Origin of the sequence: Pseudomonas sp. ADAK7 (assembly GCF_012935675.1) — a bacterium.
Lineage (GTDB): Bacteria > Pseudomonadota > Gammaproteobacteria > Pseudomonadales > Pseudomonadaceae > Aquipseudomonas.
On the sequence record NZ_CP052861.1, the window covers coordinates 108,332 to 134,978 of the forward strand.

The 26,647-nt window shown below is 58.1% G+C and carries 31 protein-coding genes; 23 read left to right on the top strand and 8 right to left on the bottom strand.

Annotated features, from left to right (window positions below):
- Positions 1–161: 161 nt before the first annotated feature.
- Positions 162–938 (top strand): hypothetical protein, encoded by a 777-nt coding sequence (locus HKK53_RS00635; protein ID WP_169368837.1) that lies wholly within the window; start codon positions 162–164, stop codon positions 936–938.
- Positions 939–1,197: 259 nt separating this feature from the next.
- On the top strand, positions 1,198–1,575 hold the full coding sequence (locus HKK53_RS32455; protein ID WP_149662273.1) for a hypothetical protein: 378 nt from the start codon (positions 1,198–1,200) through the stop codon (positions 1,573–1,575).
- Positions 1,576–1,720: 145 nt separating this feature from the next.
- Here the strand turns inward: HKK53_RS32455 and HKK53_RS00645 are convergent, their stop codons facing one another.
- Both HKK53_RS00645 and HKK53_RS00650 read right to left on the bottom strand, forming a co-directional pair.
- Positions 1,721–2,434, bottom strand: coding sequence for a hypothetical protein (locus tag HKK53_RS00645; RefSeq protein ID WP_169368838.1), 714 nt, complete (start codon positions 2,432–2,434; stop codon positions 1,721–1,723).
- 331 nt (positions 2,435–2,765) lie between these two features.
- Positions 2,766–3,404 (bottom strand): shikimate kinase, encoded by a 639-nt coding sequence (locus HKK53_RS00650; protein WP_169368839.1) that lies wholly within the window; start codon positions 3,402–3,404, stop codon positions 2,766–2,768.
- A 492-nt stretch (positions 3,405–3,896) separates the two neighbouring features.
- Here HKK53_RS00650 and HKK53_RS00655 point away from each other — a divergent pair, with 492 nt between their 5' ends.
- Positions 3,897–4,220: a hypothetical protein gene (locus HKK53_RS00655; protein WP_169368840.1), complete on the top strand. Its 324-nt coding sequence runs from the start codon at positions 3,897–3,899 to the stop codon at positions 4,218–4,220.
- Positions 4,221–4,315: 95 nt separating this feature from the next.
- On the opposite strand, the gene HKK53_RS00660 is transcribed toward HKK53_RS00655, so the two are convergent.
- Both HKK53_RS00660 and HKK53_RS00665 read right to left on the bottom strand, forming a co-directional pair.
- Complete coding sequence (locus HKK53_RS00660; protein WP_237150653.1) at positions 4,316–5,464, bottom strand: M50 family metallopeptidase; 1,149 nt, start codon at positions 5,462–5,464, stop codon at positions 4,316–4,318.
- Between the two features lie 85 nt (positions 5,465–5,549).
- Entirely contained in the window at positions 5,550–5,912 is a 363-nt protein-coding gene (locus tag HKK53_RS00665; protein ID WP_169368841.1) for a winged helix-turn-helix transcriptional regulator, read from the bottom strand.
- Positions 5,913–6,023: 111 nt separating this feature from the next.
- Here HKK53_RS00665 and HKK53_RS00670 point away from each other — a divergent pair, with 111 nt between their 5' ends.
- From HKK53_RS00670 to HKK53_RS00680, 3 genes are all read left to right on the top strand, one after another.
- Positions 6,024–6,758: an SDR family NAD(P)-dependent oxidoreductase gene (locus tag HKK53_RS00670; protein ID WP_169368842.1), complete on the top strand. Its 735-nt coding sequence runs from the start codon at positions 6,024–6,026 to the stop codon at positions 6,756–6,758.
- Positions 6,759–6,828: 70 nt separating this feature from the next.
- The gene (locus HKK53_RS00675) at positions 6,829–7,428 is read left to right on the top strand and encodes an NADPH-dependent F420 reductase (protein ID WP_169368843.1); all 600 of its coding nucleotides are present in this window, start codon (positions 6,829–6,831) and stop codon (positions 7,426–7,428) included.
- A 72-nt stretch (positions 7,429–7,500) separates the two neighbouring features.
- On the top strand, positions 7,501–7,914 hold the full coding sequence (locus tag HKK53_RS00680; protein WP_169368844.1) for a nuclear transport factor 2 family protein: 414 nt from the start codon (positions 7,501–7,503) through the stop codon (positions 7,912–7,914).
- Between the two features lie 59 nt (positions 7,915–7,973).
- Here the strand turns inward: HKK53_RS00680 and HKK53_RS00685 are convergent, their stop codons facing one another.
- Positions 7,974–8,426 (bottom strand): winged helix-turn-helix transcriptional regulator, encoded by a 453-nt coding sequence (locus HKK53_RS00685; protein WP_169368845.1) that lies wholly within the window; start codon positions 8,424–8,426, stop codon positions 7,974–7,976.
- Positions 8,427–8,698: 272 nt separating this feature from the next.
- Here HKK53_RS00685 and HKK53_RS00690 point away from each other — a divergent pair, with 272 nt between their 5' ends.
- The 5 genes from HKK53_RS00690 (at position 8,699) to HKK53_RS00710 (ending at position 13,234) form a co-directional block, all read left to right on the top strand.
- Positions 8,699–9,637: an SDR family oxidoreductase gene (locus HKK53_RS00690; RefSeq protein ID WP_169368846.1), complete on the top strand. Its 939-nt coding sequence runs from the start codon at positions 8,699–8,701 to the stop codon at positions 9,635–9,637.
- 76 nt (positions 9,638–9,713) lie between these two features.
- Entirely contained in the window at positions 9,714–10,334 is a 621-nt protein-coding gene (locus HKK53_RS00695) for an NADPH-dependent F420 reductase (RefSeq protein ID WP_169368847.1), read from the top strand.
- A gap of 224 nt (positions 10,335–10,558) precedes the next feature.
- Positions 10,559–11,044 carry a DUF6130 family protein gene (locus HKK53_RS00700; RefSeq protein ID WP_169374148.1) on the top strand — a complete coding sequence of 162 codons (486 nt, stop codon included), beginning with the start codon at positions 10,559–10,561 and terminating at the stop codon, positions 11,042–11,044.
- Between the two features lie 393 nt (positions 11,045–11,437).
- A complete protein-coding gene (locus tag HKK53_RS00705; protein WP_169368848.1) occupies positions 11,438–12,571 on the top strand; it encodes an aminotransferase class V-fold PLP-dependent enzyme in 1,134 nt (377 codons plus the stop codon).
- 156 nt (positions 12,572–12,727) lie between these two features.
- A complete protein-coding gene (locus tag HKK53_RS00710; RefSeq protein WP_178117435.1) occupies positions 12,728–13,234 on the top strand; it encodes a GNAT family N-acetyltransferase in 507 nt (168 codons plus the stop codon).
- A 79-nt stretch (positions 13,235–13,313) separates the two neighbouring features.
- Here HKK53_RS00710 and HKK53_RS00715 read toward each other — a convergent pair whose 3' ends face one another.
- Positions 13,314–14,198 carry a LysR substrate-binding domain-containing protein gene (locus tag HKK53_RS00715; RefSeq protein WP_169368849.1) on the bottom strand — a complete coding sequence of 295 codons (885 nt, stop codon included), beginning with the start codon at positions 14,196–14,198 and terminating at the stop codon, positions 13,314–13,316.
- Between the two features lie 156 nt (positions 14,199–14,354).
- On the opposite strand from HKK53_RS00715, the gene HKK53_RS00720 reads away from it, so the two are divergent.
- Both HKK53_RS00720 and HKK53_RS00725 read left to right on the top strand, forming a co-directional pair.
- Entirely contained in the window at positions 14,355–15,656 is a 1,302-nt protein-coding gene (locus HKK53_RS00720) for an NAD(P)/FAD-dependent oxidoreductase (protein ID WP_169368850.1), read from the top strand.
- A gap of 50 nt (positions 15,657–15,706) precedes the next feature.
- Complete coding sequence (locus HKK53_RS00725) at positions 15,707–16,795, top strand: polyamine ABC transporter substrate-binding protein (protein ID WP_169368851.1); 1,089 nt, start codon at positions 15,707–15,709, stop codon at positions 16,793–16,795.
- Here the strand turns inward: HKK53_RS00725 and HKK53_RS00730 are convergent, their stop codons facing one another.
- Positions 16,796–17,731, bottom strand: a complete 936-nt coding sequence (locus HKK53_RS00730; RefSeq protein ID WP_169368852.1) for a SphA family protein — start codon at positions 17,729–17,731, stop codon at positions 16,796–16,798.
- A gap of 157 nt (positions 17,732–17,888) precedes the next feature.
- Between HKK53_RS00730 and HKK53_RS00735 the strand changes: the two genes are divergently transcribed.
- Positions 17,889–18,215: a hypothetical protein gene (locus HKK53_RS00735; protein WP_442962300.1), complete on the top strand. Its 327-nt coding sequence runs from the start codon at positions 17,889–17,891 to the stop codon at positions 18,213–18,215.
- A 60-nt stretch (positions 18,216–18,275) separates the two neighbouring features.
- A complete protein-coding gene (locus HKK53_RS00740; RefSeq protein ID WP_169368854.1) occupies positions 18,276–18,665 on the top strand; it encodes a c-type cytochrome in 390 nt (129 codons plus the stop codon).
- Between the two features lie 200 nt (positions 18,666–18,865).
- Here HKK53_RS00740 and HKK53_RS00745 read toward each other — a convergent pair whose 3' ends face one another.
- Positions 18,866–19,528 carry a glutathione S-transferase family protein gene (locus tag HKK53_RS00745; protein ID WP_169368855.1) on the bottom strand — a complete coding sequence of 221 codons (663 nt, stop codon included), beginning with the start codon at positions 19,526–19,528 and terminating at the stop codon, positions 18,866–18,868.
- A 158-nt stretch (positions 19,529–19,686) separates the two neighbouring features.
- Between HKK53_RS00745 and HKK53_RS00750 the strand changes: the two genes are divergently transcribed.
- The 8 genes from HKK53_RS00750 to HKK53_RS00785 all read left to right on the top strand — a co-directional run bounded on the left by HKK53_RS00750 (position 19,687) and on the right by HKK53_RS00785 (position 26,606).
- Positions 19,687–20,088, top strand: a complete 402-nt coding sequence (locus HKK53_RS00750) for a DUF1801 domain-containing protein (protein WP_169368856.1) — start codon at positions 19,687–19,689, stop codon at positions 20,086–20,088.
- A gap of 133 nt (positions 20,089–20,221) precedes the next feature.
- Positions 20,222–21,637, top strand: coding sequence for an iron-containing redox enzyme family protein (locus tag HKK53_RS00755; RefSeq protein WP_169368857.1), 1,416 nt, complete (start codon positions 20,222–20,224; stop codon positions 21,635–21,637).
- Entirely contained in the window at positions 21,634–22,569 is a 936-nt protein-coding gene (locus HKK53_RS00760; protein ID WP_169368858.1) for a methyltransferase, read from the top strand. Before HKK53_RS00755 ends, HKK53_RS00760 begins: the two co-directional genes overlap by 4 nt.
- A 22-nt stretch (positions 22,570–22,591) precedes the next feature.
- On the top strand, positions 22,592–22,867 hold the full coding sequence (locus HKK53_RS00765) for a hypothetical protein (RefSeq protein ID WP_169368859.1): 276 nt from the start codon (positions 22,592–22,594) through the stop codon (positions 22,865–22,867).
- Between the two features lie 105 nt (positions 22,868–22,972).
- Entirely contained in the window at positions 22,973–23,971 is a 999-nt protein-coding gene (locus tag HKK53_RS00770) for a bile acid:sodium symporter family protein (RefSeq protein ID WP_169368860.1), read from the top strand.
- 121 nt (positions 23,972–24,092) lie between these two features.
- Positions 24,093–24,392, top strand: coding sequence for a hypothetical protein (locus tag HKK53_RS00775; RefSeq protein WP_169368861.1), 300 nt, complete (start codon positions 24,093–24,095; stop codon positions 24,390–24,392).
- A 134-nt stretch (positions 24,393–24,526) separates the two neighbouring features.
- On the top strand, positions 24,527–25,117 hold the full coding sequence (locus HKK53_RS00780; protein ID WP_169368862.1) for a hypothetical protein: 591 nt from the start codon (positions 24,527–24,529) through the stop codon (positions 25,115–25,117).
- Positions 25,118–25,205: 88 nt separating this feature from the next.
- Positions 25,206–26,606: an XAC2610-related protein gene (locus tag HKK53_RS00785; protein WP_169368863.1), complete on the top strand. Its 1,401-nt coding sequence runs from the start codon at positions 25,206–25,208 to the stop codon at positions 26,604–26,606.
- Positions 26,607–26,647: the final 41 nt, after the last annotated feature.

A 26,647-nucleotide genomic window follows, 5' to 3' on the forward strand; every position in this document is an offset into this window, starting at 1 on the left:
GGACTCGTAGGGGCTTTTGCTAAAGCGGTGCTGGCGGGGGCTATGCACTGGTTCGGCATGAACACCGTAGCAGCTCCGGCATTATTTTCTAAGGGTATAAAGGTGGCCTTGCGATTGGAGCTATAGCCTCATGAAATTCCTAATATCTTTGGAGCCTATTGATGGGAATATTCTTCGAACCGTACCAGGCAGAGAGTTGCTGCCTGTGCGGGTCTGGTGAATCGCTCACCGGAGAGCACAAAATCAAAGCTTCGGTTTTGCGAAAAATTTTTGGAGAGGATGCCATGGTCATCGGCAATTTCGATGGCGAAAGCATTCCTCGTTCGGCGCAAGGCCCGAAGTCCCGCGCCTTCCACTTCTCAGCTCGGATGTGCTCTTTATGCAATGGCACCCGTACACAGGCATCTGACCGTGAATTCGACCGGTTTCATGCTTTGGTCTCCTCGTGTTTGACGAAAGGTCAAGATCCTTCGTCAGTATTCAGCTCGCCACAATATGCCTCTGGCTCAGAGAAGTACCTCAATGTATTTCGATACTTTTCCAAACTATTATGTTGCCATATCGCTGAGTCCTGTGGCCCTCGCCTATTAGAAGCTTGCGAATTCGCCATAGGAACTACGAGGCGAAACATTGTCTTTCTACACATTGATGCAGATCCGACCTATGAGGCTTATCGCGATACACTCGGGGAGCATAAATTCGCTGGGCACGGAGGGCTTATTGTTCCCTTCGATTCAAAAACACAAAACCCCACAAGTTTTCGAAGTTCAATAAGCCTGGGCGCGGTCCGATATATATTTTGGGTTCGATTTGAACCAATGGTCGGAGTCGCGCTGCGTGCATTTCATTATGAGTTCTGGCGCAAATGCGAGGCTGCGTACCAGGAGGCCTTAAAAAATCCATTATCGGATGAGCAGCGACATCGCCTGGGCATTTAACTGTACGAGCCTGTGTGGGAATTCGCGGAGCCGGTGTCCGCTTCTGGCCGATTTCTGCCACTCACGAGGGGCTGAAATCGACCCAAAGCTGACGGAGGGGAAAAACCGTAGAGTCCTCCAGATCGTGAATGTTCGTTTGGTAGGGATTGCGAAAAATCGCTCTGCCTATGGCCAAGAAGTCTTGGAGAAAAACTGCGTTACAGATGGCTGATGATTAGAATGGGATCAAATTCACCGTGATGTCAGCAAAGGATGCTTTATGCCCCTTTTAACGTGGGATCCTTTTGATCTAATCGCCGTACTCGGCGTCTTCCCCTCCCTGGATGAGTTCGAAACATCACACCGTTACGTTATCGAGCAAGGTACTGTCAGACTGAAATTGACAATTTGGCAATATGATTCTGATGTGGAAATTCAGGTGAGTGAGGCTTCACTACCAAACCCCATTATCAAATACACAATGCTTGGATGCCCCGGTATCCGCGTTGTTGATGACAAGCGCGGTAAATTCTTGGAGTTTGCAGCTTCGAATACTTTCACTGGGCGATACGACGGGTATTCGGTAATTCCCTACGGTTTAAGGTTGTGGGTCGAACCTCAAATTTTGCTGGAGCCGTTCACTTATGCGTCTGCTTAGAGAGAATGGCGGACGGTCATAAGTATGCGCTTTTGGCTGTTCTCAGTCGGTTGTGACCGGATGCTATTGGCCGTTTGCTGCCCCTTACAGCCGTTAGTTTTACGGCAAATAATTTATCCCTTCGCTAATAAAAGTTAACGAATATTCATAGCTTAGCGTAGGCGGTGTCAAAATCCTTAAGAGCTTGATTGACCTTGTATCGAAGCATCAGAGATGCGGAAAGCTTGACCATTGACTCGAAAAGCACGTGACCTGATTGAATTTCACATTGACCAACGCACAGTCCACCATATCCGCCGGGCTCGTATGCATAGACAGTATAGAAAACACCTCGAGACTCCCGGTTTAATCCGGCCGTGATATGCGTTACAGGGCTACCCTCGGCAGGACCGTCTGGCAGCGAAAACTCCAACACATCTTCAAAAGGAATGAACATAGCAGAAGCAGACATTACAAATAGACTCGCGATATCCAACGCCTCCTCAACTATTTTAAGCTCAGGAGTTTCGTATTCGTGTTCAAGAATATTCCGCATGCTAACTGCTTTACGCAAAAGACTCGGCGCCAATAAGCCGAGTGCTCTCAACTTCTCTATTTTTTTCGGCACATTCCATCTGAATGACGGATAACCAAACGAGATCAATAACTGGTCAAGCTGACAGACAATCGCACGTTTAATATTAGTCGTTGCATTGACAAGGGCTGACAAACCGCCACGTTCAAAATCGTCTTCCGCCAAGCTCAAGAATTCGACAGGCGAAGTTTTCAGATCCGTCAACTCGAAGCTGCCACCACCTGATGCTACTGCGCATTTGCTCATATCGAATCGATGAGCGAGGCAAAACTCTTTGATATCCATTTCTCGGCCCAACTCATTGGCTGCCCAAAGGGCTGCTGTAGGAACAGTGTATCAGCGACGCCACCGGGATGATCGAACTGAGACGTGCAGACAGATTGGGAGGGGTTACCCGCCGGAGGGCTATATCCCATCAACGTCCTGCTGAAGTCAAAGCGCTTGCACCATTTGCCTCCTAGCATACGGCACTACGGCTGTTTTTTGCCGGTTGCCGGCAGCTACGGGGCGCTTTCTGCCTCTCGTTACGGCCAGCAATAGGTCAAAAAACAGACGTTTAAACCAAGGAGTATAAAATTCTGTTTCCTTTCCGAAGCGTCGTCCCAGCAGTGAATTGCTAATGCGCGGCAGCATAGGTTACGTCAGCGTGATTATGCGGACGAAATTCAGCGTGATACCGAATGACCTCTTCTGCCAACCCGAGATTACTTACCAGACTAATCGAAAACAGACTGGCGAGATCTCTTTCTCTAGCCAGAACGACATCGACTGGTTCGCTGATATCTAGATTGGCCTCATCTGACCAGACTCCATGCTGCACTCGCTTGATATAGATGTTTACTGCGGGTGCCAGTTGAATTCGCCGCAACACCTGGCGCAGGCAAACACCTTCCACTACATAGCCTTCAAGCTTCTCCAGCGTAGCCTTAAGCTTCAGGTAGTCGATGTGCTCAACATACCCTTTCATATCTTTCTCAAGGAAGGAGTCGAGGCTTATACAAGGAAGTCCAAGGGCTTCGGAGACTTCTCGGGCCAGCGTTGACTTGCCCGCGCCATCTATTCCATCAATGCCGATACGCGTTGTGCTCATTGTGCGGATCGCATTTACCACTTCCTGTGAATTTATGCAGTACGTCATATCGAGCCCGCTAACATGATGTGTTGCTGCCAGTGGACTGCTTTGGAAGAAGAGGGCGCGGTGAAAGAATTGATTAAATGCGCCACTTCTGGAGATGCCTTCTCTGGCAGTGTTCAAGCTTACCTAAAGCTAGTGTCGGAGAGAGTAGCTCAAAATCTCCGTCCCAATGGCCTGTAACGACAGTCTGCTTTTGGCCGAAAGCGGTCCCCCAGCAGCTGAACAAACAAGGCCCAGCTTAAGTGAATACTTTCACCAAATTGCTTCCTTTCGAGCGAAATTTCCGGGCAAGGTCTTCGGAAATTTCCTTCAAGTTGTGGCGGTTTTGGTGAACTGGTGCGCGGTGGATTCAATCGGTAGGCTTTGGTGGTCGCTGAATATTCAGCGGCAGGGCGTAGGAACCCTTTAGTAGCATCGGTAATGCGTTAGCAATCGAAGTCAGATTTGCGGCCCGCCATGTGCGCCCGTAATATCCGTCGCGGCGGCTATGCGCGGGCACGTTTCGGCGTGGTCGAGTTTTCCGATGCTCGGTATTCCTACCCCGCGTATAGCTGCCACCCAAGCCTGTAGGAAGGCTGATGGCAGCTTCCATTTCTCATCGGAAGCTTAAAAATGCCAACACTACATCCTGACCCACCTTACGAAAAACCAACTCCCCACCCCGAAAGCCGCTTCATGGCGCTTACCAGCAACTGCGACGACATGCCCACCCTGTTCGTCGACACCCACGCGCCGCTCGATGTTTTGTATGACGCCGCCAATTACCGAATCCGCGCCGTAACCCAAGCGCTGGAAAACCTGTCCATGCGCGGCTCAATCGAATGTGAATCCTTCATCCTCAGCGACTTTGCCCTGCTGTGCGCCATTCCATTGCGCGATGGGTGTGATGTGCTGGATGTGCTTGGCCGGCGGTTGCGGGCAATGCCGTCGGAATAGCGTCTAGCGCTGTTTTTGTGGCGAGGGGGCAAGTCCCTCGCCGCAGGGGGCAGGCACTGATTTACCTGCTTTGCGAACCTATGGGGGGGGCCTGGTCATGACACGCACTCGGGTTCCAGATCCTTGCTTTGCACCGCTGCCGGTAATGCCCGCAGGCTGTCCGCCAGAAGTGCCTCGCTGCGTCTTATCGTAGTTACCACGCTGTTGTTCGCAGCTGCTAGCGCCTGCTGCAAATATTGTTCACCCCGTTGCAGGTCTCCCTGCAAAAACGCCCGCAGCGCCGCACAGCGTGGACGCAGCCAAGGGTTAAACCAGTCAAGGTCGCTGTTCGCCCAGTCGTCCCACAGGTGCCTCGCGTCCTGTTCTAGATAAGCGCGGACGAAAGCGAACTCAACGCGCAACAGAGTGATCAGCGTGCCCATGCCGTTGAGTGACTGCGCATGTTCCTGCAACACCGCCTCCAGATTCTGCTCCAGCTGCGTCGCCGCCCGGAAATCGCCTCGGTCCAGCAAGGCGCCAAGGCGGTAGCCGATGGCAATCAAGGGTTGAGGCATGGCGCCTTGGGACAGCTGTGCAATGTCGGTATCCGGCAGTTGCTCGCAGGCTACTCCTGCCACTGACATCGCCAGCAAGCGCACCTCGGCCAATTCGGCACGCTGGTCGTCGCGGTGCAGCCACCAGGCGATAAGGAGCATACCGTCGCTGTGCAGAATGCGGGAGGTTGGCACCAGATTGGCCAATGCCATGCTCAGGTTAAGCATGGCAAACGCCAGGAAGAATGCTGACATTAGCCCCTCGGTGAGCCAGCCCAATCCCGCTGAGACCAGGCCCATGAGCAAGTTGGCCAAGGGCCCCATCAGCACAAACCACAGCATCTGTTTGCGCAGCGGAAGCTGACAGTTTGTCGCCGCCATTACGTAACCGCCGAGTCGACGCCCCTTGAGCTGTGGCGACCAGCGAATCTGCCAATTCCGGCGTCGTACCTGAACCTCCACGGCGGCGACTCGCATCATCAACACCGGCATGTGATGCAACCTGGCGCCCAGGTAATGACCGCCTTCATGCACGACCAAGGCAACGACACCTAACCCCGACGCCAGGATCATCGACAAAAACGGTTGTAAGTCGAAGCGCAGGTGCAGCCCCAGAGTCACCCCTGCGCCTATCCAGCCCGCCAAGCCCATGAGCACCTGCAGAAGGCGCAATAGGTTATTGAGAATGACCAGCGTCTTGCTTATTTTCACTACAGCCTTCCTTGAGCTTGTAACCGGCACAATAGCCCCGGATTTTCCAGGCGCTCGCGACAGTCAGTAGTTGGTCAGCATCCTGCTAGGGCAAAGCGTCGCGCTTGGCGAAGATGCTTGCCATTTGCGCCGCATTCTCGGTTCCCCAGGTGCACAGCGGCATGATCGCGTCTGCCAGGCTGCGACCGAGCGGGGTCAGCGTGTAGTCCACGCGTGGCGGCACTTCCTTGTAGTCGGTTCGCGCCAGCACGTGATCGGCCTCCAGATCCTTCAATTGCTGGATCAGCACCTTGTCACTGACGCCCGGGATCAAACGCTTGAGCTCGCCGTAACGCTTCGGGCCATCGCGCAGGAAAAACAAGACCAGCGGTTTCCACTTGCCCGAGATGATGCGCAGCGTGGCGTTAAGCCCACAACCGGTGCCACAGATTTCAGAAGTCGTCGTCATTTTTTGATACTTACCTAAAGGTGCATACTTGTCCTTAGGTTATCAGCGCTGCATCCTCGTCTCAAGCAAGCAATTCCCTGCTTGGCACAACTCCAACGAAGGATGTACGACATGACCAGACTGAATGGAAAGACCGCCGTGATCACCGGCGGCGCTACCGGCATCGGCCGCGCCGCTGCAAAACGCTTCATCGAGGAGGGCGCCTTCGTCTTCATCTTCGGCCGCCGGCAGGAAGCGCTCGATGCTGCTGTCGCCGAACTCGGGCCCAATGCCCGCGCGGTGAAGGGCTCGGTGTCCGATCTGGCCGACCTCGACCGACTCTACGCAGCGGTGAAGGCCGAGCGCGGAACCCTCGACATCGTCTTCGCCAATGCCGGGGCGGGAAGCCAGCTTGCGCTCGGCCAGATCACCGCCGAGCACATTGACGAAACCTTCGACACCAACGTGAAGGGGACGATTTTCACCGTCCAGAAGGCGCTGCCGCTGATGGGCAAAGGCGGTTCGATCATCCTCACCGGTTCGAGCGCCGGCACCACGGGCGCCCCGGGAATGAGCGCCTACAGCGCAAGCAAGGCGGCAGTGCGCAACCTCGCGCGGACTTGGGCCGAGGACCTGAAGGGCACTGGCATTCGGGTAAACGTGCTGTCGCCCGGGGCGACGGCGACCGAACTCGCGAAGGAAGCGCTGGGCGAGGAGGGCCAGAAAATCTACGCCGCGATGACGCCGCTTCAGCGCATGGCCGATCCGGCGGAGATCGGGGCCGTGGCCGCCTTTCTTGCGTCGCCGGACAGCAGCTTCATGACCGCCAGCGAAGTCGCCGTTGACGGCGGTCTTGCGCAACTCTGACGTCCTACGCCCAGGCGCTTCATTCGATGATTCGGAGCGCCGTAGAACTCGGTAAACCTCAGGAGAATGTATGAGCTACGCAATTATCGGCTTCGGCAATATCGGCCAGGCCCTGGCCAAGGCGTTTGTCCGCAATGGCATCGAAGTAGCCGTGGCAACCACGCGCGACCCGGAAAGCTTTGCATCCGCTGCGGCCGCCATCGGCCCCCAGATCATTCCCCAAAAACTGGCGGACGCGGTCAAGGCGGACATCGTTTTTCTGGCTGTCCGTTTCGAGTCGTACCCGGACGTCGCTAAGGCGTTGCCGACCTGGAAGGGGAAGACCATCATCGATGCGACCAATGCCTACGGCGTGTCCCCTGAGGAACTGGGAGGAGAGCCTTCTTCCAGTGTCGTCGCGCAGGCCTTTACTGGCGGACGACTGGTCAAGGGCTTCAACCATTTGGGCGCCGCTGTTCTTGGCCAGGATCCGGCCGTGAAGGGTGGCAGGAGAGTCGTGTTCCTTGCGAGCGACGATGACGGCGCCGCTGCGGAAATTGGTGCGCTGGCAGAAAAACTCGGTTTCTCGCCGATCAAGCTGGGCGGGCTTTCGGAGGGTGGACTGCTGGTGCAGGCGCGCGGAAATACCTGGGGCCAACTGATCTTCAAGGACTTGGTCAAGTTCGACTGATGAGTTGTGATCCCGCGTGGAAAAGAGCAACCACCGTACGCAATCCGATGCAAGCGCAATGGAGACGTCTTTATGAGCATTCAAGAGAATATCCAGGTTGTGAAGGACTTTTTTGCAGCAATGGGCGGCGGCGATAGGCAACGTCTGCTGGCATTGTGTGCCGAAGATTTCGAGTGGATCATTCCGGGGGAGGATTGGCCGCTGGCTGGCACGCACCGCGGGCACGCGGGATTGGCGGACGTGCTTCAGCAGGCTTCCGCAGAACTGGAAACATCCATGGAGCCTCCCGAGTTTGTAGCGCAGGGCGAACGGGTGCTGGTCGTCGGCTTTGCGACGGGGAAAGTCAAAGCCACGAACCGGACGTTTGAGGACCATTTTGTCTTCGCCATCACTGTTCGCAATGGCCAGCTGACGAACATCCGCGAGTATGTCGACACCCAGGCATTGGCGCGGGCCTCAGAAAGGGGCGCGAGCCCAAGGCCCTGAGTCATCAGGACCGATACCCACACATTTGCGCGCCGTGAAAGGCGCGTTCGCCGCCTTGTTCATCTCCCACTCTCAGGAAAGAGGCACCCGCCATTGCGGACCAGCGCCTTCACTTCTTCACTCGCCTGCAAGGGGTTTTGACTGAATCGAGCAACCAAATCCTCGTGGCGCCGCACGTACGACTCCGAATCGTGCTTTGCGCTCCAGAGCACAATGTTGATCACAATTGGAATGAGGTCCAGACCCTTCTCGGTCAAGGTGTAGAAGTCCTTGCGCCTGTCGTCGGGGCTGGGCGCCTTCGCGAGAACGCCTTGCTTCTCTAGAAAGGCCAGTCGGGAAGCAAGAACATTGGTTGCGATTCCCTCTTCCGATTTCAGGAAATCGCCATACGTCTTCTTCCCTACAAAAACGATGTCGCGAATGATCAAGAGCGACCACCGGTCGCCGAAAATCTCCACGCCGTAGTTCACCGCGCAGTGGGATCGAAAGTCTTCTTTAAGAGTTGTCTTCATGGCTGGATCTTAGCATTGCTTGCGTGTCGCAAGTAAAACCCTTCATGTCACTTGCTATTTGCAAGTAAAGCGACCAGCATGGATCGTACGTTGACGGAGTTCATTGGATTGCACCAGCAGCCTTATCGGCTCAGGTGACATGGCAGTAACGATCGGCGGCCTTATCGCCCACTCCGTCAAGCACACGCACTTCTCAATCGGCGTCAGCCATTTCGGCTGAGCGTTCCCGTATCACCATTTCTCGCATCACACCACGCAGATGGAGCCCTGACATGCACGTTTTAGTCACTGGCGGAACCGGCCATATCGGTTCGTACATCGTCCCCGAACTCATCGCCGCCGGCCACGAGGTCACCGGCCTGGCCCGGTCCGACAAGTCCGCGGCAGCGCTGACCGCGCTCGGCGCCAAGGTGCGTCGCGGGGATATTTCCGACCTCGACGGGCTCAAGGCGGCAGCGGCGGACGCCGACGGCGTTATCCACGTCGCGCACCGGCAAGACCTGCTACCCACTGGCGGGATCGACGCCGTGGCCGCTGCGGAACTCCAGATCATGCTCGCGTACGGCGAGGCGCTGGCTGGAAGCGGCAAGCCGCTGGTTGTGTCGGGAAGCATCGGCGCGCCCGGGTGGGAACACCTGGGTCGTCCGGCCACCGAGGAAGACCCGTCACTTCCCGGCGGCGATGCGTACAAGGGGACCTTGCGGGTTCGCAACGTCGTCGAAACCACCGTGATCGGCCTCGCAGAGCGGGGCGTGCGGTCGTCGATCGTACGGATTCCTACGATTGCGCACAGCACGACCGACGTCGCCTTCCTTCCATTGTTGATCGGGCTGGCGAAGGAAAAGGGCGTCATCGGTTACCCGGGAGAAGGCGCGAACCTGTGGCCGGCCGTGCACGCCCGTGACCTCGCCGTCTTGTTCCGCCTGGCACTGGAGAAGAGTGAGGCTGGCAAATATTGGCACGGGGTCGAGAGTGAGGGCTTCCGGTTCCGCGAGATCGCCGAGGCCATTGGCAGCCGTCTGGGCGTGCCGGCCGTGAGCATTCCCGCGGATGTACTGATGCTGCCGGGATACTTTGGATTCCTCGCGAATCTGGTCACGCTGGACCTCCCGGCATCCAACCTCATCACCCGCCAGACCCTCGGCTGGAAGCCTGTTCAGCCCGGCTTGTTCGAGGACCTCGACAACGGCCATTACTTCCCTGCCGACTGAGTTGAGCAAGCAACCGGGTCGCAACTGGCCCGGCGGACGGCAACGAGCAACACCCTAATTCACGAGGAGACTGCACATGAGCACTATCAGCATCATCGGTTCAGGAGGCATGGCCGCGGCGATTGCCGGTCGTATCGCTAGAGCAGGGCATACCGTCGAGGTGATGAGCCGCGACCCCGCCAAGGCGCAGGCGCTGGCCGACCAGCTCGCGGCCGGAGCGACCACAGGGACGTACGGGGCGGCGCCAGCCGGCGACATCGTCATCCTCGCCGTGCCGTACACCGGTGCGGCGTCGGTGGTGGCCGAGTACGGAGACGCGCTCGACGGCAAGGTGATCATCGACATCACCAACACGGCCTCTCCGGACCTCACGGGCCTCGTCTCTCCCGCCGTCAGTTCGGGTGCGCAAGAGATCGCCAAGATCGCCCCCGCCAGCGCGCATGTCGTGAAGGCGTTCAACACCCTGTTCGGCCACGTCCTTGCCAAGGGTGGGCGCCTCGACGCGTTCATCGCCGCCGATGATCCGGAGGCCAAGGCGCGCGTCTCGACGTTCATCGAGAGTCTCGGGTTGCGTCCGTTGGATGTCGGCGGCCTGCACATGGCCCAGACGCTTGAGGCGCTCGGCCTGATGATGATCGGCCTGGCAAAAAACGGCGCCGGCACTTGGGACATTGCCTTGAACGTCGATATCGGCTGAATTGCCGACACCGCGCCCCTCATCGGCAGGTCTACAAGGTATCTGATTAGAACGGATGCGATCAGCTGCGAGTCTCTTTCATGCTATCGCTGACCCAAAGGTCATGGCTGTTGCCGATGACGACGGGCGCGCCTATGAGTCTTACCGTGATTTTGCTGGTGGATTGCGGTGAAGAAGAGCCAGTTGATCTAGCCTTGAATAACATCACGCGGGAGAAAAACGCCATGTCCCTCGTTCTCAGAAATCTGTTTGTCTTTGCCTTGGGAGGCTTTTTTTGCATCGCTGCAGTCGGTCAAGGAGAAGCAGATCCCGATCAGCCACCGGCAATACTCCCCTTGGAATCTGAGACGCCGCCAAAACTCATTGCCTATCCACCGCTTGCCGAGCCACTCGCCCGCGGGGTTGTCATCATTCAATATCGGACAGAGCACGCCAGGATCATGCCGGTATTTGGCAAAACGGCGGGTGACGTGTCTCCGCGTCTCGGCCATCTCCACGTGACCGTCGATGACTGGAAAGGAACGTGGGCGCATACCAGTGAAGACCCGATTATCCTGGTTGGGCTGACGCCCGGTACGCACAAGGTTCTTCTGGAAGTGGCGGACCCGACTCACAAGATCCTCACCAGCACGACAGTGAGTTTTATCGTGCCTGAGAAGAAATCACCGAACGTCCCTCACATGGAAGAGGGGCACGCGGTAAAACCATGACCGTGGAGTCTCCATAACTAACTGTCCCGGAATGTCTGAAAAAAAGGGGCGAATCACTGCAACACACGTCGCTCGGTCCCGTACCTAAAGTACTTCGGCTTAGTCAATGACGGCCATCGGCCAGAGGTGGTCATTTACCATCCAGGAAAAAGTGCGACTCGGACGGGTTTGGCTGAAAGAATTCATGGGGTGAGCAGCGCTGAAAAAATGGTTGTGGATGTCATTCACGCAGTGCCACAAGTGTCGCAACAGTCTGAACTGGGAGCAGTCCCATCGACCTTGATGATGCCAGCCGCTCAACAGAAGTCGCAATTCATCCTGAGCAATCTTGTCATTTGCCAAGGCTTAGGGCAGGGTCGATACCACTGAGATCTCTGCCAAAGGAGTCACGCCATGTCAAAGCTATATCCCAATATCGATCCCGAGGGGCTGGTCGAATACTCAGTGGTCTACACCGACCGCTCGCTCAACCACATGTCGCAGTCATTTCAAGGCGTGATGAAGAACATTTCCAGGACCCTGAAGCAGGTCTACAACGCCCAGGCGGTTGCGGTGGTCCCGGGCAGTGGCACGTTCGGCATGGAAGCGGTGGCGCGACAGTTTGCCACCAACCAGCAATGCCTGGTGATACGCAACGGCTGGTTCAGTTATCGCTGGAGCCAGATCCTTGAGATGGGCAACATCCCGGCGGCCACTACGGTGCTGAAAGCCCGACCGGTCGAGACTGGTCACCAGGCTGCCTACGCCCCACCCCCTCTGGACGAAGTGCTGGCAGCCATTGCGGCGCAGAAGCCGCAGATTGTCTTCGCCCCCCACGTTGAAACCTCATCAGGGATTATCCTGCCCGACGAGTACCTGCGGGCTGTCGGCGACGCCGTGCATGCGGTGGGAGGCCTGTTCGTGCTGGACTGCATCGCCTCAGGCACGCTATGGGTTGATATGCACAAATGCGCAGTCGACCTGCTGATCAGCGCACCGCAGAAAGGCTGGAGCGCCTCCCCTTGCTGCGCCCTGGTGATGCTCAGTTCTTTGGCCCTCGAACGCATCGAACAGACGCAAAGCAGCAGCTTCGCCTGCGACCTGAAAAAGTGGCTGCAGGTCATGCAGGCCTACGAACAGGGCGGACATGCCTACCATGCAACCATGCCCAGCGACTCCCTCGCGCGATTCAACGAAGTGATGAAAGAGACGCAAGCCTACGGTTTCGACAAGGTCTGCGGCGAACAACAGGCTCTGGGCGATCGGGTGCGCGCAATGTTGAGCGGCAAAGGCATCAAAAGCGTGGCCGCAGCCGGTTTTCAGGCACCTGGCGTAGTGGTGAGCTACACCGATGATGCCGACATCAAGAGCGGCAAGAAATTTGCCGAACACGGCCTACAGATCGCCGCCGGAGTGCCGTTGCAGTGCGACGAGCCGGCCGACTTCCAGACCTTCCGCATTGGTCTGTTCGGACTCGAAAAGCTGCACAATATCGAGCGCACGGTCAGCACCCTCGAGCAGGCACTGGACGAGGTGATGGTTAACTAAACGCTCATCTTGCCCGCAGCACATACCGAATTTGTGAATTTCAGGGGCATCCTGCCCTGGGCACTGCCGGCCTATGGTGCTGCGTTACCCATTAATTGCTGCCGGTGTCGACATTGAAGGCAACACCGCGTGAGGAAGCTAGAGCGTAAAGCCGTCATGAACATTCGTCTAACGGAAACAAAAGACTGGCCGCTCTTGAAGCACATCCGCCTCGCCGCGCTGTTGGACGCGCCGACAGCGTTCGGCGTGAGTTACCAAACGGCGGCCAACTACACCGACGAGCAATGGAAAGAACGCGCCTCGTCTGCCGGCACGCAATTCTGGCTGGCCATCCAGAACGATCAACCGGTGGGCATGATTGGCGCCGGGGTCAGTCAAGCGAATCGCTTCAACCTGATCGGCATGTGGGTTGAACCCGCCGCACGCGGTTCTGGCGTAGCCGCTCGGTTGGTCGAGGCGGTGAAAAGCCTGGCGATGGAAAAAGGTCATGAGCGCGTCTACCTCGACGTCTCGCCGGACAATGCCAGGGCCGCGAACTTCTACCTGAAGCAAGGGTTCGCGTTCATGGATGAATGGGAACCGTTGGAAAGTCATCCGCATATCAGCGTGCAGACCATGTTCTGGACACCACACGTCCGAATACCTATATCAAGTGTGCATTGATCGGGCTGGCGGTTGGTGTGCCCTATCAAAGCATGAGGAGAAAAGGGGCGGGCGATAGTCACCAAAATACGGGACTAATTCACTCCGTCTCCCGCTGCGCCTGCTCCGCAAACCACTGCATGATCACCCCGCACGCCGGATGGCTCGCCGCCGACGGCTGTGGGCACAGTGAGTAAATTCCCTGGGTCTTCAATGGCTGACCAAACGGCACCACCAGCACCCCGCGATCAAGCGATTCCTGGGCCAGGGTCAGGTCCGTCATCGCCACGCCCAAGCCTCGCGCCGCTGCATCGAGCGCCAGCTCATCGAGGTTGAAGGGGATGTGCCGGTAATCCTCCAGCGACTTGCCGCCATTGGCTGCCAGCCAGTCGATCCAGGCTTGCTTGTCCGCCGAACGGTGCAGCAGCGCAAAGCGCACAAGATCATCCATCGAGTCCAGTGGGCCGAACCCCGGCGCGCACACCGGCACCAGCGATTCCTCGAACAGGGTCAGGCTGGCGGGATCGTTTGACGGCTCGGGCAGATAGAGGATGTAGGCGTCGCTGTCGGCGGCCGGTTCGACGATTTCCGTGGCCACGGTTTCGATCGACAGGGAAACGTCCGGGTGACGCAAGTAGAAGTCGCTCAGTTTCGGCAGCAACCAGCGCACCGCCAGCGACACATGCATGCGGATGCGGAAGGGGCGCTTTTGTGGGGAAAGCCGATCCTCAAGGGTTTTCAGCTGCTCGAGAATGTTGCGCGCACTGGCCAGCACCTGTTCGCCCTCGACGGTCAGTTGCAGGCTACGGCTGCTCCTGATGAACAGCGATACGCCGAAGTGAGATTCCAACTGCTGGATTTTTCGACTCACCGCACTTTGGGTCAGGCACAGCGTGTGCGCCGCTTGCGTAAAGCTGCCCGAATCAGCGACCTCGACCAGGGCCTGCAGGCCCTGAAGAGAAGGAACGTGGCGGATTTTATCCATGCGTTTTAAGAATACTCAGATGATTTTATAACGTTGGTTGTGTCGCTACAGACCTTATAGATTCTAGCTCTGGCTGCCGTTATCTCAAACACCTCATGCGCTTGCTGCATGAAGCGTTGAGTACGGCGCGCCGAACGACCGTCAATGAGGTGAGGCATGGAAAATAGTTGTGGCTGGATTGCGCAAGCGGGTAACGCCCCGGTGCGTGATCGCCTGAGCGGAAGGCAAAAAGCCGATTGGCTGATTATCGGTGCCGGCATCACCGGGCTGTGCGCCGCTCATTCACTCGCCGAAATGCACCCTCAGGCGCGCATTGTGATTGTCGATCGGCAGCGGGCGGCGCAGGGTGCTTCGGCGCGCAATTCCGGATTCGTCGTGGCCCATGAACACCCGAGCACCGATGAGCTGGCGGGGCATTCGGGATTCGCTGGTTATGAGGTGGATACCGCGATCTCCCGCGCCGCCAGTGCGGAAGTCCGCCAGCGCATTGCCCTGCATGGCATCGAGTGCGATTTGCGCGATGCCGGCTATTTCTTCGCCGTCAGCGATCCCGCCAAGCTGACCCACGTCGAGGCCAAGCTGCAAACGCTGCATGCGGTGGGTGCCTCGGCGCAGTTTCTGGAAGGCGAACAGCTGAAGCAAAAACTCGGAATCGGTCATTACCAGGCCGCGATCTGGTGTGGCAACGGCAACGCCTTGCTGCAACCGGCCAAATACGTGAAGGGCTTGCTGGAAGCGCTGCCGCCGAATGTGACGCTCTACGAAAACACCGACATCACCGGCCTCGAACGTCTGGCCAAAGGACAGGTTCGCGCCCAGGGAGCCGAGGGCAGCGTTGAGGCGCAGCAGGTGCTGGTGTGCCTGAATGCCTTCATCCCACGCTCGGGAATCGCCGACAGCGGCACGTTTTCCATGGAACTCAGCGCCAGCCTGACGCGGCCGTTGACCGAGCAAGAGTTTCAGGCGATGGGCAACGTCGAGCCCTGGGGCGTGCTGTCCACCCGACCCCTCGGCGCCACGGTGCGGTTGACCCCGGACCGTCGCGTGATGATCCGCAACACCGCCGAATACCGCGCCAAGGATTTATCCAACAGCGATCTGCTGCTGCGCAGAAAACACCATGTGCTGGGTTTGCAACGGCGCTTTCCGTGGCTGACCGAGCAGGACATTCGCTTCACCTGGACCGGTCATTTGAGCGCCTCGCGCTCCGGGCAACCGTTTTTCGCCAAGGTTGAGGAGGGCGTATTTGCCGTGGCCGGTTGCAACGGTTCCGGCGTGGCGCGCGGCACGCTTTGGGGCCGGTTGCTCGCCGAACTGGCCTCGGGCAGCGACTCGCCGATGTTGGCCTCGGTGATGCAACGGGCCCAGCCCGGCTGGCTGCCGCCCAAACCCTTTCTCGATATCGGTGCCATGCTTCGCATGCGTGTGGAGGCGGTCAGGGCCAGAACAGAAATCTAGAAAACCGGGCATCCCAAACAACAAAAATTCTTCAACTCAGGTGATCGAACATGCGCTTTAACCCTGTTTCCCTGACGGTCTTGCTCACAACGTTTTCGGCCGTCACGTACGCCGACGAACAGGTCAACATTTCCAACTGGAGCGGCTACATCGCCGAGGACACCTTGCCCAGTTTCACCAAGGTCACCGGGATCAAGGCGACTTACGACATCCACGACAGCAATGAAGTGCTGGAATCGAAGTTGATGACCGGCAACACCGGTTACGACGTGGTCAGTCCGTCGAACCATTTCATGTCGCGGTTGATCAAGGCCGGGGCGATCCAGAAACTGGACAAGAGCCAACTGCCGAACTGGAAAAACCTCGACCCGGCACTGATGAAAAAACTCGAGGTCAACGACCCGGGCAACCAGTACGGCTATCCCTACATGTGGGGCACGGCGGGTATCGGCTACAACGTCGAGAAGATCAAGGCGATTTTCGGCACCACCGACGTCACCCATTCCTGGCGCCTGTTTTTTGATGAGAACAACATCAAAAAGCTGAGCCAGTGCGGCGTGGCAATCATCGATAACCCGACGCAGATTTTGCCGATCACCCTCAACTACCTGGGCCTGCCGCACCACAGCCACGAGCCGGCGGATTACGCCAAGGCCGAGCAGGCGCTGCTGAAGATCCGGCCGTACGTGCAGTACTTCCACACCTCCAAATACGTCAGCGACCTGGCCAACGGCAACATCTGCGCGGTGATTGGTTTCAACGGCGACATCGTACAAGCCGCCGCCAGTGCCAAGGAAGCCAAGAATGGCATCGACATCGCCTATTCGATCCCGGACGAAGGCTCGACCCTGTGGATGGACATGGTGGTCATGCCCAAGAGCGCGCCCCACGAGAAGAATGGCTACAACTACATGAACTACCTGCTTGAGCCCAAGGTGATTGCCAACATCAGCAGCAGCGTGCATTACGCCAACGCCAACCTGGCGGCGGACGAATTTGTCAGCCCGGACGTGAAGCAGGACCCGGCGATCTACCCGCCGAAAACGGTCCTGGAAAAACTGTTCACCGTTGAGGACCTGCCGCCGGCCATTGCCCGGTTGACCACGCGTCTGTGGAACAAACTGAAGACCAACACCTGATTACAAGGGCACGACCAGCGTCACCCAGGTGTTCCAGCCCTCGGCGCGATTTTCGGCATCAAACTCGTAGTAACCCTTGAGGTTGGCGTACCACAGTTCTTTGCCGACTTTGAAGAAATGCCCGGCCTGCGGCCCAACCGCGCTGACTTTGGATTTGAAATCGCCCTGGGTCGCACCGCTGCCGCTGTCCCCCGTGACCTGGTGGTAAACGTAGCCGACCACGCCCAGGTGCGTCTGGCTGTTGATGAAGTGCGAAGCGCTCAAGTCCAGGTGGGCGTCGATGCCGTTTTTATAGTCGATATCGGTGTTTTCCCAGTTGTAGGTCATGCCCGCCACGGCGGAAAACTCGTTGGTCTTATCGAAATAGGTGTAGCCGCCGCCCGCATCCATCGAGGCATGGCCCAGCCCGGTGTTGACCAGTCGATCCGGGTCATAGGCACCGACGGGCAGGTTGCCCATGCTGTACGCCATGAAATTGTGCACCCCGTGGTTCCACTTCAACGTGCCCAACAGATAGACATCGCTGCCACCCTTGAGGCTGTCGTCCGTGCCCCCGGAAAAGGTCCGGCCACGTGGGCCGGTCAACGTGGTGTCGACACTGGCCTCGGACCGTCCCACCGCGGCGACTATCGACACCGCCGCTTGAGCGCCCAGCAACGGTTCGGCAAACGTGTAAGTGGGGCTGGCGAACAGCAGATCGGCTTTCGCATCCAGCCCCACGGTGGTCCGGCCGCCCCGTGGAAATGGCTTGCTCCCGCCCTCGCTGGCGCTGACATGGTAGTAAATCAGCGGCATGCTCCAACCCGGCTCGGTCGGCGCCGCCGCCAGCGCCCCGAATTGGCCGGGCAGCCAGAAACTGATGCCGCCGTCATCCGCTTGCACGGTGATCGCCGGCAACAAGGCCATCAGCCCAGTCAGTGTTTTTGTTTTTGTCATCGGGGCCTCGTTTGTCGACCGCTATTGGAGTAATCCATGCACGGGAAGCAAGTGTAGGCGAGGGTGCGGATATGGCTTTCGCAGATAAGGCAATTTGCTGGCCCCCAAACCCTCGACTAATCGCCAGAATCGCCGCACTTTCAGATGGTTAGGTGACATTCAATTGCGCAATCTAGTGATCTCGCTGGCCCTGGCGAGCGTTGCCGTCTCGGTCGAGGCCAAAGAGCTGAAGCCCAATGATCGGTATATGTGCAGCTGGGGCGCGGGGACGGCGGCCAGGGCTCAGGAGCTGAAACTGCAAGGCGTTTCGCTGTATGCCGCACGCCAGAAAGTCCAGGTCTACAAGTTCAACAAGCCGTGGATGCACATGATGGCCATGGGTATTACCGAGCAAACCTACGACAGCAAGTCGCGGTTCAGGCCGGAAGCGATCCGCAAGAGCTTTTATGAGGACTGCGTGCGATACAAATTGGCGCGTAAATGAGGCTTCGGTCCGGGCGCTGGTCGTGATGAAATAGCCGCTCGTTTTTTCGAGAGCCGCTCCATGAACCACGCTGGCGTACTGACTATCGCTTTATTGCTCACCACAGGATTGTTCGGCACCGCGGCTCACGCGGCCGGCGATGCCGAGGCGGGCGGGAAACTGTTCGTCCGCACCTGTGGCGGCTGCCATCAAGTCGGCGAATCGGCACGACCGGGTTTTGGCCCGGTGCTCAACGGTGTGATCGGCCGCACCGCTGGCAGCACCGAGGGCTATCAGTATTCAGAGGCGATGAAATCCTCCGGCGTGGTCTGGACTCGCGAAACCCTGGCCAAGTACATCGAAGACCCCAAAAGCGTGGTGGCCGGCACTCGTATGATCTTCTGGGGTATCAGCGATCAGGAAAAGATCGAAAACCTGCTGGCTTATCTCGAGACCTTTCAGCCGCAGTGATCCGGACTGCGGCAAAACACATCCCTTGTAGCAGCTGCCGAGCAGTGCGAGGCAGCGTTCGGCGGCGAAGCCGTCGCAAATCCAGACGATGCGGTACATCAGAAGGACCGCGTGCTCAGGTTTTACGACTGCTTCGCAGCCGGACGCAGGCTTCGCCAGCGGCTACAGAGCCGAACACAGGCCACAGATCGCGTACGGCATCAACGAAACCGCAACGCAATCGCCTCCGCAAACGGATAAAACTGAAAATACGGCTTGGCTTCATCAATGACGCGCTGCACCGATGGCCTTTGCATCAGCCGTTCAAAATAGGCACTCAAGTGCCCGAAGTCATTGGGAAACGGCACCAGTGTACTGGCATAGAACAGCGCCGGGACCGCCGCGCAATCGGCCAGGCTGAACGCTTCGCTGGCGACCCAGATCCGCGAAGCCATCCGCCGCTCCAGCATCTGATACGCCGTCGTCAGCAGGGCGCGCTCCTGGGTCAAATCGCCGTGCGCCGAGAACAGGCGATCAGCCACGATCCGCTGCATCGGCCCCTGCACATAGTTATCGAAAAACCGGTCCCACAAACGCACCTCCAGCGCGGTCTCCCAATCGTCAGGTACCAGGCGATACGTGCCGGGATAGAACCGGTCCACGTACTCGATGATGATCGTGGATTCCGGCACATCCTGCTCGTGAGCGTGATCATGGATGACTGGAAATTTTCCGATCGGCCACAGCGCCTGAAGCTCCGCCCGGTCGGCCTCGTTTGTCAGGTCAACGATCCTCTTCTCGAACTCGACGCCATTTTCGTACAGCGCCGTCAGTACTTTGTGGCAGTACGACGAGAGAGGGTGGTAGTAAAGAGTCAGCGGCATCTTTCAGTCCTCGATGAACGTGTGCAGCGCACGACGTTGCAATTATCGGTTGAGGTTCGGGGATGCGCGAGGCGACAGGCCCAGCGGTCGTGATGCCTGGAAAAAATCGTTCGTCAGCAATACTCATCCGTCGGCAATCACCACGAGAGACGATCACCATGAAACAGGAAACGGACGCAGAGGAGGGCGGCGCGGCCTCTTCGCAGATCGACGCGAAAATCCAGGAACTGGGCGATTGGCGGGGCAAGACCCTGGCGCAGGTCCGCGCGCTCATCCACAAGGCCGACCCCGACGTGGTCGAGGAAGTGAAGTGGCGGGGCGTTCCGGTGTGGTCCCACGCCGGCATTATCTGCACCGGCGAGACCTACAAGTCCGTGGTGAAAATGACCTTCGCCAAGGGCGCTTCGCTGGACGATCCTTCAGGCCTGTTCAACGCCAGCCTTGAAGGCAACACCCGGCGGGCCATCGATATTCACGAGGGCGAAAAGATCAACGAAACCGCGTTGAAAGCGCTGATACGCGAGGCGGTGAAGCTCAATACCTCGAAACCGGTGAAGTGAGCAAAAAAGGGAAATATGGCCGTCCACCGGACAGCCGTGAAATTAAATGAATGTTCCGAAGCGAGGTGAATCGTAAGAATTAGAGCGGCGAAATGCCGGGATTCCTTATGTTTTGACACTGCCAGGTGGACCTATGACAGCCCTTCAGACCCTTACAGGAACGCCAATAGGTCATCCGGCGGCAGCCGACGGTCAGGCTAAAACCGTCTATGACGCCTTGATGCAACCGAGCGAGAAATTACGCCAGGTCGACGTTACCGATTTTCTGCAGCGAGAACTGGCCCGCGCCGACCACGCACACTGTGAGGTGCCGGCCACACCGGAGCAACTTGAAGGCTGGATCGAGCAGGGTGTGGCGAAGGTGGCCGAGCAGTATTCGACGTACCTGCAAGAGCGACATGCCGGTGGCCCCCGGCGATTTTTCAGCAGCCGCAGCCATGCGCTGTATTTCCTGCAGCATGTCGCGCCGACCAAACTGGTGGATGGCGCCTGGCTCTACGGCTTGCTACCGCATTGGGCGGATTATCGGTTTCATGGGTTGATTCGCACATACCTGGAAGAGTTAGGCGACGGCGAACCTGCGCTCAATCATGTAGCGCTGTATAAAAAACTGATCGCCGATGTGGACTGCGACCCCGGCTATTCGCTGGCGGATGATTACTACGTGCAGGGCGCGATCCAGTTGGCGCTGGGGCAGCATGGCGCGGCGTTTCTGCCTGAAGTGATCGGCTACAACCTGGGCTACGAACAGCTGCCGTTGCACTTACTGATCACCTCGTTCGAGTTGAATGAGCTGGGCATTGATCCGCACTATTTCACCTTGCACGTGACCATCGATAACGCCAGCACCGGTCATGCGCGCAAGGCGGCCCAGAGCGTGCTGTCGCTGATGCCGATGGGGGCGGAACGTGATGAGTTTTATCGGCGTGTCGTGCAAGGCTACAAGCTGAATGAACTGGGGATTGGCTCGACGGCAGTCATCCAGTCTTTCGACCTGGAGCAGGAAGTCATCGCCATGCTCGAACGCAAAAGATCGTTCGGCCAGCACATGCATTCCGACTATTGCCGCCTCGAAGGCCGGACCATCAATGAGTGGCTGGGCACGCCGGATCAGATCCCGGCGTTTCTCGACGCTTTGCTGAAAAAAGGCTGGATCAAGCGCGATGAAGACCCGGTCAACAGTCGCTTCTGGACCTTGATCGATGGCGCTGGCGCGCCGATGTTCGGGGTGTTTTCGGGCTACGAAAAACAGCTGCTGTGGGACTGGATTGCCGGTGACCGGGTCGTCGAAGAACGCGCGACCAACGCCTTCCGATTCCAGTTCAGGAGCAAGGCCGCCGGGACACTGGATAGGCAGTCTCCAGTCGTGCAAACCGACCCGGACCTGCAAGGGTTGATCCGCGATCTCAAGCACTGTGCGCCCAGTGAAAAGATGGCGTTGCTCAAGGATTTCATGTGTCCGGCCATGCACGCGACGCCGGCCGGGCTCTATGCCACCCGGGAGTTCGTCAAAACGATGAGCGAAAACATCAAGGGGCAGCAGGCATGAAACGACAGTCCGAACTGCTGCAACTGGGCCATCGGCTGCGCGAAAGCGGCTACACGTTCGTGACGCCAACGCCTGTCACTCATCAACGGGTCAACGAGCGGGCGGGTAACGGTATCGGCAAAACACTGCGTGATGCGTTTGGCTGGAACCGGTCATTCGAGCGTGGCCTGCTGCCGATTGATGAGCATCCATTGATCGAGTGTGGCCTGGTGCAACGCGACGGTGAGCGCCTCAAAAGCACGGTCAGATGGTCGACCCTGGATAACCTGTTGCTGGTGCATTCCGCCTTTCCGACCACCCAGGAAGATTCGGTGTTCTTCGGCCCCGATACCTATCGTTTTGCGCTAACGATCGAACGGCATTTGCGCTCGACCAGTTGCGCCATCCAGCGCGCCGTCGACATCGGCTGTGGCACCGGCGCCGGCGCGATGCTCATCGCTCGAGCGCATCCCCAGGCTGAAGTCCTGGCGGTTGATATCAATCCCAAAGCGCTCGACTTCACCCGGATCAACGCCGAGTTGGCAGGCTTGAATAACGTGGCTTGCCACGCCAGCAATGTGCTTAACGATGTAGAAGGGCGCTTCGACCTGATCGTCGCCAACCCACCGTACATGAAGGATTCCCGGCAACGTGCCTATCGACATGGCGGTGATGCGCTGGGCGCCGACCTGTCCGTGCGGATCGTCCGCGAATCGATTGAGCGTTTGTCCATGGGCGGGTCGCTGGTGCTGTATACCGGCGTCGCCATCGTGGATGGCCAGGACCCGTTTCTCGCCGCTGTGAAAGAGACGCTGGATAGTGCCGCGCTGGACTGGCATTACCGGGAACTTGATCCGGACGTCTTCGGCGAAGAGTTGCTGGAAACGGGTTACGAACATGTTGAACGAATCGCAGCCGTAGAACTGATCGTCACGCGACGCTTACCGGTGTAGTTCCTTTTTGGGGGATACCGTCATGAACTCATGCAAAAACCTGCTGACCCCGGCGCAAGAACAACGGCTCTGTGCCCTGGACGCCTGGCACCGTGCACTCGACGACTGCTCGCTGCGCATGGAATGTCCGGATGCCTATCACGAAGAACTGCTGCGCCAGGCGGATGAAATGGATCGCCAAGGCATTGTGAATTGGGAAGAGTGGCGCGACTTGCGGGTCGAGGCGGATGAGGCCTATCTGCGGGCAGTGGCCGGAGGGGATTACCACCCAAGGCTGAGCCCTGTGCGATTAATGTAAGCTTTTATGTCCTTTTGCCGACATCTCCTGGCTTGTTGGCGTTAGCCGGTCATTAGTCAGCGCGTTAGAGTGGCGACACTGTTCCTGGCGCCCGGATACCTGAAGATGACCCGTCCCCGTTTCTTGCCCGACAACTTCACCCTGACCCTGGTCAGCGTGGTCATTCTCGCCAGTTTCCTGCCCGCCAGCGGCCAGGTCGCGGTCGGCTTTGGCTGGTTGACCAACCTCGCCATCGGCCTGCTGTTTTTCCTGCATGGCGCCAAACTCTCCCGTGAATCGATCATCGCCGGCGCCGGCCACTGGCGCCTGCATTTGCTGATCTTCAGCCTGACCTTTGTCCTGTTCCCCTTGATTGGGCTGGCGCTCAAACCGGTGCTGTCGCCGCTGATCGGCAAAGACCTGTACATGGGCATGCTCTACCTCTGCGCGCTGCCCGCCACCGTCCAGTCGGCGATTGCCTTCACCTCGCTGGCGCGGGGCAACGTGCCGGCGGCGATTTGCAGTGCGGCGGCGTCGAGCCTGTTCGGGATCTTCCTCACGCCGTTGCTGGTGACGTTGCTGCTCAATGTGCACGGCGATGGCGGCTCGACCCTCGATGCGATCCTGAAAATCAGCGTGCAACTGTTGCTGCCGTTCGTGGCCGGGCAGATCGCTCGGCGCTGGGTCGGCAACTGGGTGGCGCGCAACAAGAGTTGGCTGAAATTCGTGGATCAGGGCTCGATCCTGCTGGTGGTCTACGGTGCGTTCAGCGAGGCCGTGAATGAAGGCATCTGGCACCAGATTCCGCTGTGGGAACTGGCCGGGCTGGTGGTGGCTTGCTGCGTCGTCCTGGGGTTGGTACTGGTCGCAGCCACCGTGCTTGGGAAAGTCTTCGGTTTCAATCAGGAAGACCGCATCACCATTCTCTTCTGCGGTTCGAAGAAAAGCCTGGCGACCGGCGTGCCGATGGCCCAGGTGTTGTTCGCCGGTAGCACCTTGGGCGTGTTGATTTTGCCGCTGATGCTGTTTCACCAGATTCAGTTGATGGTGTGTGCAGTGTTGGCGCAGCGCTATGCCAATCGCCAGGAAACGGTCGCTGAAATGATGGGGCAGGTGGACCCTTGAGGGTTCGGCCTGTATTGCTCAAAGATGATTCATCAAGTTGCCGACAACCTGTTTCAATTTGTTGCTGCGCTCCCTGTTTGTTGTTAGATTGCGCGCCTCAAAAATTAATCAGGGACGAGTGATGTTTATTATTTGGCAAGGATGGGGCGTTCTTTCGATCATTATCCCGTTGATTTGCATGATTCCTTTTGCAGGGATCTTCGGCGGGTTCGGGCTGGGGATCGGCCTACTGGTAGGCGCGGCCGTCAATGCCTTCGTCGGCCACAAGCTGAACAACCAGCCGGGCAAAACCTACATTGATCCAGCCACCGGTGGCGAAGTCGTCTTTCGCAAGAAGAACACTTTGTTTTTTGTGCCTATGCAATATGTGTCGGTGTTGTGGGCATTGATTGCTATCTTCGCGTTGCTGAATGTGCACTAAGCGCACAGCGTAGACCTGATGCGCGGCCTCTACTTCCCCAGTAGGCGCCGCCCGGTTACTTAAAGAAAGTCCGAAGTAGCCGCGTTTACTTCTTTATCACGGCCCTTACTTCAAAAAAGGCAGGGTGCAATAACGTGGTTATTCCTTCGCTCAATTCCTCCGTATTCCAGTGGCCATTACGTCCGCTGTGCGCCTTCATCGTTTTGTTCACCTGTGCACATCAAGCCTTGGCTGCGGACCTGCCGCCAGCCAGCGTCGACGTATTGGCATGGCCACGCATGTCGTCAAGCGCGTTTGGTTGCTACATGGAGAAGACGCTGGGCCATCGGGACAAGCGCTTCAACTGCGCCTTGAAGGGCTACGAAAACCAGGGCGATCCGTGCACCAACGCCGCCGCCTACGAAGAAGGCCCCGACTTTCCCGCCCACCTGGCTGCCAGGGTTCATCCGCTCGCGACGCAAGTGCAATTGAGCTGGGAGCATGGGGAGTTGCAACAGGTCACGATCGTGCTCAAGGGCACCCTCGACGAGGTCGCGGTGCGCAACGCATTCAAGTTGCCGCGCACCGAAGCCTACTTGTTATCCGAAGCGGAGCAGGGGGCCTTGCCGGAAAACATCATGGACGCCCGTGTCCAGGGTGACCCGTCCAACGGGCTGACTTCGCTGATGTTGACCGGCTTCGATCATATGGGTACAGGCGATGTCGACTGTAATGCTGATGAGTGAACTGCCCGTTCAAGGCTGGCCACTTTCTCGATAACCCCCCCGTTTGCCGCTGCACGGCGGCCCCGAATTTACCGCAAGGAAGCGTTGTATGCGTTCGCTCGTCAGTGGTGTGCTCTTCTCCATGGCCCTGGTGGCCCCGGCCGTGGCCGAACCGCTGTCGTTTGCGGTCAACGATCCGACTGGGAAATACCTGGTCGACGTGCTGTTCCCCGAGCCGCCGGCAGAACCGCGTCAACTGATGCCAGCGCTCATCACGGTGCGCGACAAAAACACCCTCCAAACCCTGCAGCAATTGCAGACCCAGGCCGGCAACGTGCCCAGGGAACGCGACGGCAAAGCCGATCCCGAGCTGCTCGGCAATGGGGGCTTGTTGTACTTCGCTGACTTCGACTTCGATGGTCATCAGGATCTGGCGATTCGCAACGGCACCCATCCCGAAATGGACTACCAGGCGCAGTTCGACATCTACCTGCAAGGCCCGCAGCAAAACCAGTGGGTCCTTAACCGTGCGTTGACCGACATGGCGAAGGGCGTCAGCGGCGGGATGTTCTCGGTCACTCCGCAGGATGGCATTCTGCATACGCAAACCGACCGCGGCTGCTGCTGGATGCGCTTTACTAAATGGAAAATGCGCGACGGCGAGCTGGCGCAGCTTTCTACATACACCCAGGAAGACGTGCCGGCGACCGAGTTTGGTGAAAACTCCAGCATGCCTCGCGGCTACATGCTGCGCACCACCGGCGACTGGGTAGACGGCCAGTGGCACGAACAACCCAGCGTGGAAGGCCCGATCAACGACGATCCACAGATGCTCGCCGGGACCCTCAACGGCAAGATTCCGGTCGAACTCTGGTACCAGGAGCAGGGCGCAGTGATCATTGGCGAAGTGCGCTACACCAAGGGCGGCAACGGTGCGCCGATCAAACTGGTGGGGGCTCGGGAAGACTCCAGCGACGACAACTTCGGCCTTCACGAATACGCCGACGATGGTCGTCAGACAGGCATCTGGCGCCTCACTCAGGAAAGGGTCAAACCCTTCAACTACACCGGCACCTGGGTCAGCGGCGCCAAGGGCGACGACCGCGAACTGGCGATCCAGCTTCACTATGAACAGCGCGAGCCGGAATACGCCAAACTCAGCGAAGTCGAGCGTAACCAGCGCAACGGCCACTACCAGATGCGCCGGGACTTTCTGGGGCGCGATGGCGACCTGGACTTGAAAATCCTGCCCGACCGCGATGCCCAGGGCAGAGAAGTGGCGGAATTCACCGTGACACTGAAAGACGCCGAGACCTTGAAAGACATTGCGACCGAGCATCACATCGTGCCGATGGAAGCCGAAAACCTGATCATTGTCCGTGAGCCGCAAGCGTCCAAATTACACGGCCCGTATCACATACAACTGCTGAAAAACTTCGCGGTCATCAACTACAACGCCGCGCCGGATTCCCAGGACATGTTGACGGGGATGTATCGCAAGCAACCTTGAGCGAAAGCTTTGGCAGATCAATAAAAGGACCGCTGCCTGCA